This window comes from Deinococcus arboris (assembly GCF_009755355.1).
In the GTDB taxonomy this organism is placed as follows: Bacteria; Deinococcota; Deinococci; order Deinococcales; family Deinococcaceae; genus Deinococcus; species Deinococcus betulae.
This window is the reverse complement of the sequence record NZ_WQLB01000013.1, coordinates 1-13,327: the sequence shown is the minus strand read 5'-3', so window position 1 is coordinate 13,327 and position 13,327 is coordinate 1. Positions and strand designations below refer to the sequence as shown.

Below are 13,327 nucleotides of genomic sequence, written 5' to 3'. Positions count from 1 at the left end.
GAAGACACGGGACTGTACGCCGCATCGCCCGCGTGCCCAACCCTGAACGCGACCCCGTGATCGGCGGCGACCCTTAGGCGTAACCAAACGGTCAAGGCCGCTGCATCATCCGGCGCGCGGGGCTGCCTACCATCGGAGGCATGGCAAAACCATCCATGAAAGCCCTGGCACAGCTGATGCGCGGCCTGGACTACTGCCTCCTGACCACCGTGACCAGCTACGGCCACCTGGGCTCGCGGCCCATGAGCAACAACGGCGAGGTGGACTACGACGGCACCAGCTATTTCTTTACCTGGGCCGAATCCCGCGCCGCGCGCGACATTGAGAAAAACAAACACGTACAGCTCAATTTTCAGGCCCAGAAACGCACGCTGTTTATCGCCGTGCAGGGCGAGGCGACCCTGACCAGTGACCGCGAGGCGATGGAGCCCCACTGGCAAAGCAGCCTGGAACAGTGGTTCAAAGACGGCCTGGACACGCCGGGGCTGACCATGATTCAGGTTGAGGCGAGGCGCATCAAATGGTGGGGCGAGGAAGAAGGCGAGCTGGAACTGGAGCGGTAGCCCCAGGGCAGGGCCGCTGGGCCCGGCGACCAGGAAGGCAGAAAGGCGGCCGCTGGTCGCCTTCCTTTTCACAGGGATGCTAGAGCTGACTTGAGCCTCGTGTTCTGCAAGGTGGGTGTCAGACGCGCGGCTTATCCTCAGGGGATGAACGGCGGGGCCACCACACGAAGCGCGCGGGTCCAGCCGACCGACACAGAGCGGCTGGACCTGGACGCGCAGCTGGCCCTGGCAGACGAACTGCTGGTGGTGGACCCGGCCCGCGCCGAGGCCGTGGCGCGCGGCGCAACCGCGCAGGCCCAGCGCGACGGAGACCAGTTGAGGTTTGGGCAGGCCCAGGTGCTGCTGGGGGCCACGCTGTTTTTCCAGGCCCAGTACGAGGACGCCCAGAAGGCCTTTGGGCGGGCGCTGGACGCCGCCCGGCAGCAAGGGGACCAGGCGCTGGAGGCGCGGGCGCTCAACGGAATCGGCAACGTTATCAGCCACCTGGGCGACTACGCCGGGGCGCTGGAACGCTTTCTGGACAGTTCGCGGCTGGCCCTGGCCGCCGGGGACGAGCAGGGACGTGTCCGGGTACTGAACAACATCGCCGCCGTCTGGTCCGAGCTGGGTGAAAACGCCAGCGCGCTTCAGGCGCATCAGGAAGTGGTAGAGGTGGCCGGGCAACTGGGCGACAGCGCCCTGCAAAGCAGCGCCCGCGTCAATCTGATGGTGGATTATCACGCGCTGGGCGACTACGAGCAGGCCCTGGCGCTGGCCAAAGACATGCGGCCAAACCTTCAGACCAGAGACCTGAAACAGCATCTGGTCGTGACGCAGGCGTATGAAGGAGACAGCCTGCTGCGACTGGGCCAGCTGGACGCGGCCCGGCAGGCCCTGCTGAGCGCCCTGCCGCTGGCCGAGGCCATCGGGGAACAGGTGCATCTGTGCATGATGCTGCTGAGTCTGGGCGTAACCTACCTGCAGCAGGGCCAGACGCTGCTGGCGCTGCCTCACCTGGAGCGCGCCTTGCAGTTGGCGCAGGAACACAGCATTAGCGGGCAGGAACGGGACGCGCTGGGCGCCCTGAGCGAGGTCCGCGAAACCCTAGGCGACTACCCCGGCGCCCTGAGCGCCCTGCGGGCCCACCACGCGCTGGAACGCCAGATTCATGCCGAGGACGTGGACCGCAAGACCCGGTTCCTGACCGCGCAGTTTCAGCTGGACACCCTGCGGCGTGAGGCCGAGCAGGAACGTCAGCGCACCCAGAAGCTGCTTGAAGACCACACCGCGCTGCAAGAGGACCACGCGCTGCTGGCCCACCGAGCCGCCCATGATCCCCTGACGGGCCTGGCCAACCGGGCGCACTTTCAAGCGGTGGCTGAACAGACCCTGCAACGCAGCCAGGCCCTGCCGGTGGGCCTGCTGTTTCTAGACTTGGACGGCTTCAAGGCGGTCAATGACACCATGGGCCACGACGCCGGAGACGACCTGCTGCGCCAGGTGGGGGCGAGGCTGCGCGCCGAGGTGCGCCGCGAAGACCTGGTGGCCCGGCCCGGCGGCGACGAATTTACCGTGCTGCTGCCGGCCCTGCGCGACCCTCAGGACGCCCGCGCTATTGGCCTCAAGCTCTTGCAGGTGCTGTCCCAGCCTTTCACGGTGCAGGGGCAGCCGGTGGCCATCAGCGCTTCTGTGGGCGCAGCCGTGGCCCCGCAGGACGGCCTGGCATTTGCAGAGTTGCAGCGCCGCGCCGATGAAGCCATGTACCGCGTCAAACACAGTGGGCGCAACGGCGTTCAAACCGCCTGAAAGGACGACGTGGGCCGCTGTGGACAGGTGGCCAGTGTCTGTGAAGAGCAGTTCGCGCTGAGGCGCCGTTCTCCAGGTGGACTTGCCCCAGAGCCTCTTCGGAAGACGACCTCTATACACTTATGGGGAAGGAGTTGACGCGCTGGGTTCAGGCCAGGAGAGCGAACGGCGCCCTCACGGCTTGGTCGGAGGGCAAAGACGTTCAGAGTGCCGCCCGGTCTCTGTGGCCTGACGCCACGGAACAGCGGTCTTGCGTTCTGCTGATGGAGCACCAGCACGTCCCCATCAGCCTGTCGTCTGCTCCGCCTATACACCGCCAGCGCATCAGTTTGCCTCTCCTCCTGCGGAGTTGGCTCAGTCTCCAACTCCGCCCGACTTGAACCGTTCTTGCGAACGGTGGGAACAGCGTCTGTCTCAACTCCACCGACTGTTAGGGCTATCACTCCCTCCGACTGCGTGAAAGCAAAAAAGGCTCACGCCGGCCGAAGACCTTTATATGCTGCCTCATGCCGCCGCACCTGCCCGCCCAGCTGGAGTTTCTGCTCATGTGTGACCGCCTCAAGGCCGTAAGCCGCAGCACCTTTCTTCACGACGGCAGCCGACCCGAGAACAGCGCCGAACATTCCTGGCACCTGGCCTTGATGGCGCTGACCCTGGCCGAGTACGCCGCGCCCGGCACGAACCTGCCGCGCGTGGTGGAACTGCTGCTGACCCACGACCTGGTCGAGATTCACGCCGGAGACCTGCACTTTGCCGCCAGCCCCGAAGCGCACGCCCGGCAAGCCAGGGCTGAGACCGAAGCCGCCGCGCAGCTGTTCGGCCTGGTGCCCGAGCCGCAGCGCGCCACTTTTCACGCCCTGCATGCCGAATTTGAGGCTGCGCAGACGCCCGAAGCCCAGTTTGCCCGCGCGCTGGACGCCCTTCAGCCTCTGCTGCTGACCTGGGCCGGGGGCGGCCTGGGCTGCGCCATGCGCGAGCCCGACCTGACGGCCGCGCGCCTGCGGGCGCTCAAGGAGCCTCGCCTGCGCGCCTTTCCGGCGCTGTGGACCCTGGCGCAAACGGTGCTGGCCGACGCGGTGGAGGTCGGAACCCTCCCGGCATAACAACGCCGCCCGACCTTACAGGGGTGGGGCGGCGAAGGCAGCTGCCTCTGGCGTTAAACCGCGCCGACCTTGCGGGCAATGATGCCCTCAATGTACTTTACGACGCTTTTCAGCGGCACGCGGCCCAGCACGTCTTCCAGGAACGCTGTGACCAGCATCTTCTCGGCCGTCTCCCGGCTGATGCCGCGCGAGCGCAGGAAGAACAGGGCTTCCTGGTCCACCGGGCTGGTGGTGCTGCCGTGCGAGCAGCGCACGTCATTCGCGTTGATTTCCAGCTGCGGCACCGAGAAGTTGCGGGCCTCGCTGGACAGCATCAGGGTGCGGTGCTTCTGGTAGGCGTCGGTCTTCTGGGCCCCCAGGTCCACCTTGATCATGCCGCTGAACACGCCGACACTGGCGTCGTCGTTCACGCCCTTATACAGCAGGTCGCTGTGGGCGTTCGGGGCGGCGTGGTGCTGCAGGGTGTAATGGTCAAAGTGCTGGTTTTCGTTGGCAAAGTACAGGGCCAGCATCTCGCTGTCGGCGCCCTGGCCGCGCAGGTAGCTCTGCATCTCGGTGCGCGAGAGGGTGCCGCCCATCGTGACCACCAGGCTGTTCAGGGTGGCGTCGCGCTCCACGTCGCCGCGCTGGCGCTGAATATGGGTCACGCCCTCGCCCCAGTTCTGAATGGACACGTAGCGCAGACGGGCGCCGGCCTTGACCACCAGTTCCACGGCGCCAATCGCGTAGGTGCCGGGCAATGCGTCGCTGGCCTGCTCATCAATGAACGTCACCTGGGCGTTGTCCTCGGCCACGACCAGCGTGCGGGTGGCGGTGTAGGTGCCGGCCTCGCTCATGACGCGGAAGGAACCCAGGGGCAATTCAACCTCGACCCCGCGCGGCACGTACACGAACGCCCCATTGGTCCACAGGGCCGCCGCCAGCGCCGAGAACTTCCCTTCGCTGGGGTCAGGGCTCTTGCTGGGGGTGGTGCCGGGCGCGGCAATCGTGGTGTCGTCGGGCACTTCGGCGGGCACCACGGAGTAGAGGTACTGCTGCACTTTGTCAGCGTGCTGCTCTACGGCCGTTTTCAGGTCGGTGAAGATCACGCCTTTCTCGGTCAGCTCGGCGGGCAGTTCGGTGCGGTAGACCACGTCGGGGCCGTCCAGCACCAGAAAAGCGCCCACATCGGTGCCGTTGAGGCGTTCCTGCACGCTGGCGGGGAGGGCCGCCACGTCGCTGACTACGTCGCGCTTGCCGTGGGGGCGCAGGGCCGTGAAGTCCACGTCCACCTGGGTGTATTTCCAGGCTTCGACGCTTTCAGTGGGCACCTGCAAGGTATTAAAGAGGTCCAGGCTTTCGCGGCGCTTGCTCGTCAGCCACTCGGGGCCGCCGTGTGCGGCCAGTTGGTCGGTGAATTGGGTCATGGGGTCTCCTGAAACAGCGGCTCTGGCGGCGTTAGCGGCCCAGCCAGAGCAGCAGCAGTCCCAGCGTGGCCGGGACCGTCTGAACGAAATGGATTCTTGGGTTGCGGGTAGACGTGGCGCCGTACACGCCGGCCACCAGCACACACAGCAGGAAAAAGACCTTGACAGCAAACTGGTCCGTGACCAGGCCCCAGAGCAGGCCGGCGGCCAGAAAGCCGTTGTAGAGGCCCTGATTCGCCGCCAGGCTCCGGGTCTGGGCCGCCAGGGCGGGCGTGGTGCCAAACGCCTTCATGGCGCGTGGAGTTTCCCAGAGGAACATCTCCAGCACCAGAATGTAGACATGAATCAGGGCGACGGCGCCCACCACAACATTGCCAAGAAGGGTCATGTTTTCCTTTGCACGGGCTCGGGGCGCACGCTGACTCGGTCACAGCAGAGGCAGGCGGGACGCCGCAGCTGCGCCACTTCAGCGTCCGGCCTGCCATTCGGCATAGCGCTCATCAATCAGCCCAGCCACCCGGGCGGCGTTATCCCAGGTGTCAGGCACATGGTAGAAGGACGGCAGATCGTCAAACAGATTGAAGTAATCGTTGAGGTATTCTCCGCCGCCCGTCTCAGAGGCGTAGTAGTGCCGGGCGAAGGCATTGCCCTCCGCCGTCAGCATCTCACTGGTCAGGACACCACCCCAGGCCTCAAACACCTGTGCACCAGTTTGTTGTCGTGTCCGTATAGCCTCGGCGGCGAGACCATCTGCCAGGAGATTTCGCCCGGCCAACCAGCTGATAAACATGCCAGTGTGAACAAACCCCTGTGACGGGGGCAGCTCCGGCGGAAAATCGCCGTCATAGTGCCACTTGGCCTTGTCGTAGCAGATGCCCCCGCCCATGCGCCTTAGCCGACCGAGCCTTCCATTTCCAGTTCGATCAGGCGGTTCAGTTCGACGGCGTATTCCAGCGGCAGTTCCTTGGCAATCGGCTCAATGAAGCCGCGCACGATCAGACCGGCGGCCTCGTCTTCGCTCAGGCCACGGCTCTGGAGATACAGAATCTGGTCGTCATTGATCTTGGAGACGGTCGCTTCGTGGCCCACGCTGGCGTCCTTTTCCTCGATTTCGATGTACGGGTAGGTGTCGGTACGGGCTTCCTCGTCCAGCAGCAGGGCGTCGCATTCCACGTTGGTCTTGCTGCCCTTGGCACCCTCGTAAATCTTGACCAAGCCCCGGTAGGAGCTGCGGCCCGAGTCCTTGGAAATGCTCTTGGAGACGATGGTGCCGCTGGTGTGCGGGGCAAAGTGAACAATCTTGGCGCCCGCGTCCTGGTGCTGGCCACGCCCGGCCATGGCAATGCTCAGCACTTCGCCGCGCGCGCCTTCTTCCAGCAGGTAGCAGGCGGGGTACTTCATGGTGACCTTGCTGCCCAGGTTGCCGTCCACCCATTCCATCACGCCGTTCCCGTACACGGCGGCGCGCTGGGTCACGAGGTTGTAGACGTTGTGGCTCCAGTTCTGAATGGTGGAGTAGCGGAAGCGCGCGCCCTCTTTCACCACGATTTCAATGACGCCCGAGTGGAACGAGTCGCTGGAGTACGCCGGGGCCGTGCAGCCCTCGATGTAGTGGGCCTGCGCGCCCTCGTCAATGATGATCAGGGTGCGCTCGAACTGCCCGCTGCTTTCCGCGTTAATGCGGAAGTACGTTTGCAGGGGAATGTCCACCTTGACGCCCTTGGGGACGTACACGAACGATCCGCCGCTCCAGACGGCGCTGTTGACCGCCGCAAACTTGTTGTCTTCGGGCGGCACGATGGTGGCAAAGTGCTCGCGGAACAACTCGGGGTATTCCTTCAGGCCGTCTTCAATGGACAGGAAGACCACGCCCAGCTTTTCCCACTCCTCTTTGAGGTTGTGGTACACCATTTCCGACTCGTACTGCGCGCCCACACCGGCCAGCGCGGCACGCTCGGCTTCGGGGATGCCCAGGCGCTCAAAGGTCTCTTTGACGTCCTGCGGGACGTCGTCCCAGGAGCGGGCGTTGAAGCCTTCGGGCTTGATGTAGTAGTAGATCTCGTCGAGGTTCAGGCCGCTCAGGTCGGCGCCCCATTCGGGCATGGGCTTGCTCAGGAAGATGTCCAGGGCCTTGAGGCGAAAATCCAGCATCCACTGGGGCTCGTCTTTGGCCTTGGAAATCATCTCGACGACGTCGCGGCTCAGGCCCTTGGGGGCCTTGATGGCGTAGCGTTCGGGGTTGCTCCAGCCGTATTCGTAGCTGGTGTTGATTTCACTTGCTTCAGGATTGACGGTCATGGTGACCTCCTTTTAGTCGGCCCAGAAAAGGCAATATGTGGTTTTCTCAGGGTTTCTGACGATATCGACATCCGAATAATCTTTACGGTCATACTGCTCTTCGTCAAAGCTTATCTTTCCGCGAGCGATGGCAAATGGCTGATCCGGGTCAATCTCACAGGGTGTTTCCGATTCGTCAAACTGATTGTATTTGAATACATATGTCAGGCATTCCGTCTCAGCAAACTGACCCCCCTCTTTTCGACACTCGTTCCAAGATGTGATCCGCGCATTCCTGGCTTCGATTGGCTCTTTGAAGTCGATCTGGAAGTAGAACATCCTGACCATCAGCGCCATACGGTAGAGGAGGATCTGAGACTGCTCTAGTTCTTCCCCAAAAGTTTTTCTGGAGATGAACGTGATTGTGTCGAAATGGCTCTGGACCGACGACTTATATTCCAGAAAAAAGAAGTTGGTCAGGGCGGCAGCGAGGATCAGGGCCACGATTGAAACGGAAAACAGCAATTTCCTTTTGCGAAAGACTGCGAAGAAAACGCTGAAGAGAAGTAGAACTCCAAGCAGACCCAGGGTCGGGTAAAAGACCATTCCCGCTTCAGTCGAATTCAACCACTGAGAAAAGCTCACGGACTAGGCTCAGGCAGTTGCCAGTTCCTTGACCCAGTCGTAGCCCTGGGTGTCCATCTTCTTGGCGAGTTCTGGGCCGCCGGTCTGCACAACCTTGCCGTCCAGAATGATGTGCACCTTGTCGGGCACGATGTAGTCCAGCAGGCGCTGGTAGTGGGTAATGATGAGGCCGCCCAGGTTTTCGCCGCGCATGGAGTTCACGCCCCCTGCGACAATCTTCAGCGCATCCACGTCCAGACCGCTGTCGGTCTCGTCCATGATGATGTAGTTGGGTTCCAGCATCAGCATCTGCAGAATCTCGTTGCGCTTCTTCTCGCCGCCAGAAAAACCTGCGTTCAGGTAGCGCTCCACGATGCTCTCGTCCCATTCCAGGGTCTTCAGGGCACTTTGCAGCTTGCCGTAGAACTCGGCAAAGCCCACCTCTTCGCCCTCGGCCTTGCGGGCCTGCATGGCCAAGCGCAGGAAGTTGGCGATGGTCACTCCAGGGATCTCGACGGGGTACTGGAAGGCCAGGAAGACGCCCAGGCGGGCGCGCTCGTCGGGTTCCATCTCCAGAATGTTCTGCCCGTCCACCAGGATTTCGCCTTCGGTCACGGTGTATTCGGGGTCGCCCACAATCACTTTGGCGAGGGTGCTTTTGCCGTTGCCGTTTGGCCCCATGATGGCGTGCAGTTCGCCGCGCGGGACGACGAGGTTAATGCCTTTGAGAATGGGCTGCCCCTCCACAGAGGCGTGCAGGTTGCGGATTTCGAGCTGGTGGGTCATGAGGCTCCTTCGGGAATCACCGGGGGTTTGTTAGGAATGATTCCTACTTACTGGCCTATTTTACCCGCCAGGGCCTGCAAAGTCGAGTGAGTTGCTGGGGATTGCGGCCGTGTCCTCATGAGGGAGGCGCACCGCTTTTTCACGCTCCCCACGCGGGCGCGTGCTACCCGTAGGGGCCATGACCAGCCTCGATTTACTGCGCGCCGCCGGGCCTCTGCTCTGGGTGCTCCTGGCCCTGTCGGTGTATGTGGTGTACCTGATTGCCGTGCGCGCTCAGGCCCTGGCGCGGCTGGGACAGGACGCCCGCACCCTGACCGAGCGTGCCCGCGCCGTCACCGCCGAAAGTGGCCCCGCCGCCGCCCTGGCTGAAGTGGACCGCGCCGCCCACCCCAGCCCGGCCGCCAGTGTGCTGCGCGCCGGATTGGCCCGCGCTGACCGGGGCGTGGACGCCGCCGAGCGCGCCATGCAGGCCGCGCTGCTGGACGCCGAGGAGCGGCTCTACGCGGGCCTGAGTACCCTGGGCACCGCTGCGCAAGTGGCGCCGCTGCTGGGCCTGCTGGGCACCGTGATCGGCATGGTGCGGTCGTTTCTGGTCTTTAGTCAGACCACGGCGCCCACACCCGCGCAACTGGCCACCGGCATCAGCGAGGCGCTGGTAAACACGGCGGCGGGTCTGGTCGTCGCCATCCTGGCCTACGTGGCGCGCGGCGCCCTGCGCGCCCGCGCTGACCGGATTGCCACCCAGGCCGAGCAGGTGCGCGAGGAACTGCCGGGCTGGCTGGTGCGCGCCCCGGCGGCCCCGGTGTGGGCGGGGTCAGCCCCGGAAGCGCCTTTGCCCGAGGTCGCCCTGAACTTCGGCGGAGCGCGCTGAGCGCATGACCCGCCGCCTTCGCCGCCGCCACCGGGACGCGGACCCCATCACCTTCGACTTTGCCCCCATGGTGGACGTGGTGCTGCTGCTGCTGATTTTCTTTTTCCTCACCAGCACGCTGGGCGCCCGGCAAAACGCCCTGCCGCTGGACCTGCCGCGCGCCAGCAGCAGCGTGCAGGAAACGCCGGACCTGCCCGTGGTGAGCGTCAACCGCGCCGGACAGATTTTTCTGAATGGCAAGGAAACGACCCTGACCCGCCTGGGGGCGCTGCTGAGGCCACTGGCGGCGACCAGTGGCGGCGTGGTAGGCCTGCGCGCCGATGAAGGCGGGCGCTACGGCACGGTCGTGGGGGTTATGGACGAGATTAAAAAGGCGGGCGGCACCCGCCTGGCCCTGGGCACCGAGACCCCAGAGGCCGCGCCGTGACCGCCATGCCCCTCCCACGCCCGCCCGAACGCCACGAAGGGCGCCGCGCGGCGCTGGCAACCCTGCTGCTGCACGCCGCGCTGCTGGGCGGGGTGCTGCTGTGGCGCGCGCCGCCGCTGGCGGCGGGCCCGGTGCCGGACGCAGCCCGCGCCCCGCTGGAGGTGGTGACGCTGCGCCCGGTCCCGGTGACGCCGCCCACCACGCCCACGCGGCCCCTGACGCCCCCAGTCACGGCCACCTCGCCCGCCCAACCTCAGACCCCGCCAGTGACCCCGGCCACCCCACCAGCAGACGCAACCCCAGAGCCGACGCAACCACCCACGCCCCAGCCCACCCCACCCACAGCGGCGCCGTCTCCGGCCGCCACAAGTCCCGTCCCCGAGGCAGTACCGGCGGCGCCTGGGAGGACAGCGGCCCCAAGCTCTCCGCCAGTGGCCGTGCCTGGGGCCAGCGAGCCAGTTCTAGCTCCCTCCTCCCCGGCACCGACCTCGCCCACTCCCGTCGAGGCCACGCCTGAAGTGCCTGAGCCAGCGCCAGTGTCTCCGGCTTCCGAGCAGACGCCCACCCCAGCCGAAGCGGCGCCTGCACCAGCGTCGGCTGAGCCCATTCCAGCCCCAGCGGGCGAAGCGGTCACTGCACTGCCCCGGCGCGAGGACCTGACCCCAGAGACAAACCCGGCTTTGCCGGCCACCGCTTCCGCTGGCCAGGACACCGCCTCAGGGCCGCCTGAACCGGCCGCTGAAGCTCGGGGGGCAGCCGCTCAGGCCGTGCCCACGTCAAACACACCCGAACCGGAGCCGGCAAGGGCAACGCCCGCGCCCACCCCTCCCGCTGAGGCAGCCGCGCGGCCGATGGCCCCGACCACGTCCACAGCCTCTATTCCGGCCACGCCGGTGTCGCCTGCCCGTGGACCACAGGTGGACTCTGGCGCCCCTGAAGCCGCCCAGGCCAGCGCCCGACCCAGCACCCCGGCCAGCGCTGTTCCAGCTGTGCCCACAACTTCTGCGGCGACCGCCACTAGACCAGCGCCAACCACGCCCGCCGACCCTACGGCGGCGGCCCCCAGCACCCGGCCACCGTCCACCCCATCAGCCACCGACCCCGCCCAGACCACAACCCGCCCCGCGCCCTCGGGCCAGCCGTCCGCTGGAGCACCCGTTGACGGAGGGACACCGGCTGCGAGCCGCCCTGGACCACCCAGCCAGGGAGAACCTGCGGCCGCCACACCGGGGGCGCGGCCGGCTGGTCCAACGTCGCCTGCTGGAGGCCCAGACGAGGGCGGCGGGGCACTTGGCCGCCCTGGGCCGGCCAGTGGGACAGGCACGGCCGACACCCCAGGGGCAGGGGCACGCGCCGCGCCGGCTGCATCAGGGGCCAACCCCGTTCAGACGCCCTCGGCCCCCCGACCAGCGGCGGCCCCGGCCGCCAGCAGCGCGCGCCCTCTGGGCTGCACGGTGGGCATTGACGTGCGCGGCCTGGGCAATTTCCAGCGCGACATGACCAGCATCGTGTATGTGGGCGGGCAGCAGCTGTGGCCCGACGCCGAACTGATTAAGGGCGTGGGCAGCGCCCTCGTTCAGGAGGGCAATCTGCACACCTACGTCACCACCGAGGCCGCGCTGGCCGCGTTTCCCAATCTCACCCGCCTGAAGGCCGAGCGCATTCAGGCCAGCCGCTTTGCCCCGACCTCGAACGTCTTTACCGATGTCAGCCTCTCGCCGGAATCCGCCGCGCAGTTCCGGGCGGCGGGTGAGGCCTGCCGCGTCGTGTACCTCAAGAACTGAGGAGGTCGTGGCGGGTGGGCGCCGTAACCGCCCTGTGCCCACCACGACGTTCTTTGCCCACTCTTCGCCCCGGCCGGTTCATCAAGGTAACCGGCGGCCGACTGAACAAGGAGACCCCTATGCCCACCCCCCGCCCCCTGCTGGCCCTGAGCCTTACCCTGCTGCTGACGGCGCCCGCCCACGCCTGGGTGCCCCAACTGGACGAAACGAGCGCCAAAGCGGTGATTGACAGTGCCTACAGCCGCCGCGACCCGGTGCCGACCTACCTGAGTCTGAATCTGGACGTCAAAGACGGCGCCTTTGTGGCGGGGAAAACGGCCGTGACTGCCTTTGACGGCGGCGACGCCTGCCTGGCCGACTGGCTGGCCGCCCCCAGTGACTTTGCGCAGGGCAGCCGGCCTCTGTCCGTGACTGCCAGCGGGCAGGCCGATGGGCTGTTCTTTCAGGCCCAGGCCGCCCGCGACAGCTTTAAGAACCTGACGGTCAAAGACGCGCTGGCCGAGGACGCCGCCAAGGGCCGTCTGCCTGCTGGGCAGTTGCGCGTGGACCTTGCCGTGCGGGGCCTGCCTAGCGAAAAGGCCAGAAGCGCCTATCTGGTGCGTCTGAAGGGTAAGGGTGGGCAGCTGCTGGCCCCGGCCCGCAGCACTTATGTCAACGACTTCAAGCAGGAGGGCGGCACCTGGGGCGGCACCCTGGTTTACTACTTCGAGCCGCTGAAGGCCGGCCTGGGTGCCACCGACCGCGCCGAGCTGCTGCTGCGCACCGAGGCCGACACCAGCTGCGCCTACAGCATTCCACTGGACCTGAGCCTCTTTCAGTAGGCGGGGGCGCCGGACACGCCCGGCCACGCGCCCCGTACAATGCGGGGCGTGCCTACTTTTCCTCTCCTGGCCGCAGACATTGGCAACACCAGCACCGTTCTGGGCCTGGCCGATGAAGGGCTGAACCTGACCCACACCTGGCGCGTGCGCACCAACCGCGACGTGTTGCCCGATGACCTGGCCCTGCAACTTCAGGGGCTGTTCGCCCTGGCAGGGGCCGCGCCGCCCCACTCGGCCATTCTGAGCAGCGTGGCGCCGCCCGTGGGTCAGAACTACGCGCTGGCGCTCAGGCGGCATTTTGGCGTGACCCCCTTTGAGGTCAGCGCGACTAACCTCCCTGACGTGCGGGTGGAGCTGGATATCCCCGACGCCGTGGGGGCCGACCGCCTGTGCAACCTGTTCGGCGCCGAGCAGTACCTGAGCGCCCACGAATACGCTGTGGTGGTGGACTTTGGCACCTCCACCAACTTTGACGTGATCGGGCGGGGCCGCCGCTTTATAGGCGGGGTGCTGGCCACGGGCGCGCAGGTCAGTGCCGACGCCCTGTTCGCCCGCGCCGCCAAGCTGCCGCGCATTGCGCTGGAAGCCCCCCAGACCGCCATCGGCAAGAACACCACGCACGCACTGCAATCGGGCCTAGTGTACGGCTACGCCGAGATGGTGGACGGCCTGCTGCGCCGTATCCGCGCCGAGTTGCCGGGGCCAGCAGTGGCGGTGGCCACCGGCGGCTTTGCCCGCACCGTGGAAGGCATCTGCCGTGAGATTGACCACTACGACGACACCCTGACCCTGCGCGGCCTGGTTGAACTCTGGGCCAGCCGGTAGAGAGACAGAGAAAGGGAGAGGCCGAAGCGTGCCTCTCCCCTGTCCTGTGCCTACC

At 66.1% G+C, this 13,327-nt stretch carries 14 protein-coding genes; 8 read left to right on the top strand and 6 right to left on the bottom strand.

Translation table 11 applies throughout. The features are described from left to right. Window positions 1–140: 140 nt before the first annotated feature. The 3 genes from GO986_RS10930 to GO986_RS10920 all read left to right on the top strand — a co-directional run bounded on the left by GO986_RS10930 (window position 141) and on the right by GO986_RS10920 (window position 3,451). Complete coding sequence (locus GO986_RS10930; RefSeq protein WP_157459345.1) at window positions 141–563, top strand: pyridoxamine 5'-phosphate oxidase family protein; 423 nt, start codon at window positions 141–143, stop codon at window positions 561–563. 144 nt (window positions 564–707) lie between these two features. Further along, window positions 708–2,348: a diguanylate cyclase domain-containing protein gene (locus tag GO986_RS10925; protein ID WP_157459344.1), complete on the top strand. Its 1,641-nt coding sequence runs from the start codon at window positions 708–710 to the stop codon at window positions 2,346–2,348. Window positions 2,349–2,854: 506 nt separating this feature from the next. Then, a complete protein-coding gene (locus GO986_RS10920) occupies window positions 2,855–3,451 on the top strand; it encodes an HD domain-containing protein (RefSeq protein ID WP_157459343.1) in 597 nt (198 codons plus the stop codon). Window positions 3,452–3,504: 53 nt separating this feature from the next. On the opposite strand, the gene sufD is transcribed toward GO986_RS10920, so the two are convergent. From sufD to sufC, 6 genes are all read right to left on the bottom strand, one after another. Continuing rightward, window positions 3,505–4,857: a Fe-S cluster assembly protein SufD gene (gene sufD, locus GO986_RS10915; RefSeq protein WP_157459342.1), complete on the bottom strand. Its 1,353-nt coding sequence runs from the start codon at window positions 4,855–4,857 to the stop codon at window positions 3,505–3,507. Window positions 4,858–4,888: 31 nt separating this feature from the next. After that, complete coding sequence (locus GO986_RS10910) at window positions 4,889–5,245, bottom strand: DUF1304 domain-containing protein (RefSeq protein WP_157459341.1); 357 nt, start codon at window positions 5,243–5,245, stop codon at window positions 4,889–4,891. A 78-nt stretch (window positions 5,246–5,323) separates the two neighbouring features. Then, window positions 5,324–5,743, bottom strand: a complete 420-nt coding sequence (locus GO986_RS10905) for a DUF7832 domain-containing protein (protein ID WP_157459340.1) — start codon at window positions 5,741–5,743, stop codon at window positions 5,324–5,326. A gap of 5 nt (window positions 5,744–5,748) precedes the next feature. Further along, window positions 5,749–7,155, bottom strand: a complete 1,407-nt coding sequence (sufB, locus tag GO986_RS10900) for a Fe-S cluster assembly protein SufB (RefSeq protein ID WP_157459339.1) — start codon at window positions 7,153–7,155, stop codon at window positions 5,749–5,751. 12 nt (window positions 7,156–7,167) lie between these two features. Next, a complete protein-coding gene (locus GO986_RS10895) occupies window positions 7,168–7,779 on the bottom strand; it encodes a hypothetical protein (RefSeq protein WP_157459338.1) in 612 nt (203 codons plus the stop codon). Window positions 7,780–7,788: 9 nt separating this feature from the next. Beyond that, window positions 7,789–8,544, bottom strand: a complete 756-nt coding sequence (gene sufC / locus GO986_RS10890; protein WP_157459337.1) for a Fe-S cluster assembly ATPase SufC — start codon at window positions 8,542–8,544, stop codon at window positions 7,789–7,791. 178 nt (window positions 8,545–8,722) lie between these two features. Between sufC and GO986_RS10885 the strand changes: the two genes are divergently transcribed. From GO986_RS10885 to GO986_RS10865, 5 genes are all read left to right on the top strand, one after another. After that, window positions 8,723–9,415 carry a MotA/TolQ/ExbB proton channel family protein gene (locus tag GO986_RS10885; protein ID WP_157459336.1) on the top strand — a complete coding sequence of 231 codons (693 nt, stop codon included), beginning with the start codon at window positions 8,723–8,725 and terminating at the stop codon, window positions 9,413–9,415. Window positions 9,416–9,419: 4 nt separating this feature from the next. Then, window positions 9,420–9,842: an ExbD/TolR family protein gene (locus GO986_RS10880; protein WP_157459335.1), complete on the top strand. Its 423-nt coding sequence runs from the start codon at window positions 9,420–9,422 to the stop codon at window positions 9,840–9,842. Then, a complete protein-coding gene (locus GO986_RS10875; protein WP_157459334.1) occupies window positions 9,839–11,626 on the top strand; it encodes a hypothetical protein in 1,788 nt (595 codons plus the stop codon). Before GO986_RS10880 ends, GO986_RS10875 begins: the two co-directional genes overlap by 4 nt. Before the next feature lie 119 nt (window positions 11,627–11,745). Further along, window positions 11,746–12,447 carry a hypothetical protein gene (locus GO986_RS10870; RefSeq protein ID WP_157459333.1) on the top strand — a complete coding sequence of 234 codons (702 nt, stop codon included), beginning with the start codon at window positions 11,746–11,748 and terminating at the stop codon, window positions 12,445–12,447. Between the two features lie 48 nt (window positions 12,448–12,495). Continuing rightward, entirely contained in the window at window positions 12,496–13,272 is a 777-nt protein-coding gene (locus GO986_RS10865) for a type III pantothenate kinase (protein WP_369409312.1), read from the top strand. Window positions 13,273–13,327 lie beyond the last annotated feature (55 nt).

Excerpts from the sequence above, each read along its gene's own strand:
- GO986_RS10925 (WP_157459344.1), top strand. The coding sequence starts at position 708 with ATGAACGGCGGGGCCACCACACGAAGCGCGCGGGTCCAGCCGACCGAC.
- GO986_RS10910 (WP_157459341.1), bottom strand. The coding sequence starts at position 5,245 with ATGACCCTTCTTGGCAATGTTGTGGTGGGCGCCGTCGCCCTGATTCAT.
- GO986_RS10870 (WP_157459333.1), top strand. The coding sequence starts at position 11,746 with ATGCCCACCCCCCGCCCCCTGCTGGCCCTGAGCCTTACCCTGCTGCTG.
- GO986_RS10920 (WP_157459343.1), top strand. The coding sequence starts at position 2,855 with ATGCCGCCGCACCTGCCCGCCCAGCTGGAGTTTCTGCTCATGTGTGAC.
- sufD (WP_157459342.1), bottom strand. The coding sequence starts at position 4,857 with ATGACCCAATTCACCGACCAACTGGCCGCACACGGCGGCCCCGAGTGG.
- sufC (WP_157459337.1), bottom strand. The coding sequence starts at position 8,544 with ATGACCCACCAGCTCGAAATCCGCAACCTGCACGCCTCTGTGGAGGGG.
- sufB (WP_157459339.1), bottom strand. The coding sequence starts at position 7,155 with ATGACCGTCAATCCTGAAGCAAGTGAAATCAACACCAGCTACGAATAC.
- GO986_RS10880 (WP_157459335.1), top strand. The coding sequence starts at position 9,420 with ATGACCCGCCGCCTTCGCCGCCGCCACCGGGACGCGGACCCCATCACC.
- GO986_RS10905 (WP_157459340.1), bottom strand. The coding sequence starts at position 5,743 with ATGGGCGGGGGCATCTGCTACGACAAGGCCAAGTGGCACTATGACGGC.
- GO986_RS10930 (WP_157459345.1), top strand. The coding sequence starts at position 141 with ATGGCAAAACCATCCATGAAAGCCCTGGCACAGCTGATGCGCGGCCTG.
- GO986_RS10885 (WP_157459336.1), top strand. The coding sequence starts at position 8,723 with ATGACCAGCCTCGATTTACTGCGCGCCGCCGGGCCTCTGCTCTGGGTG.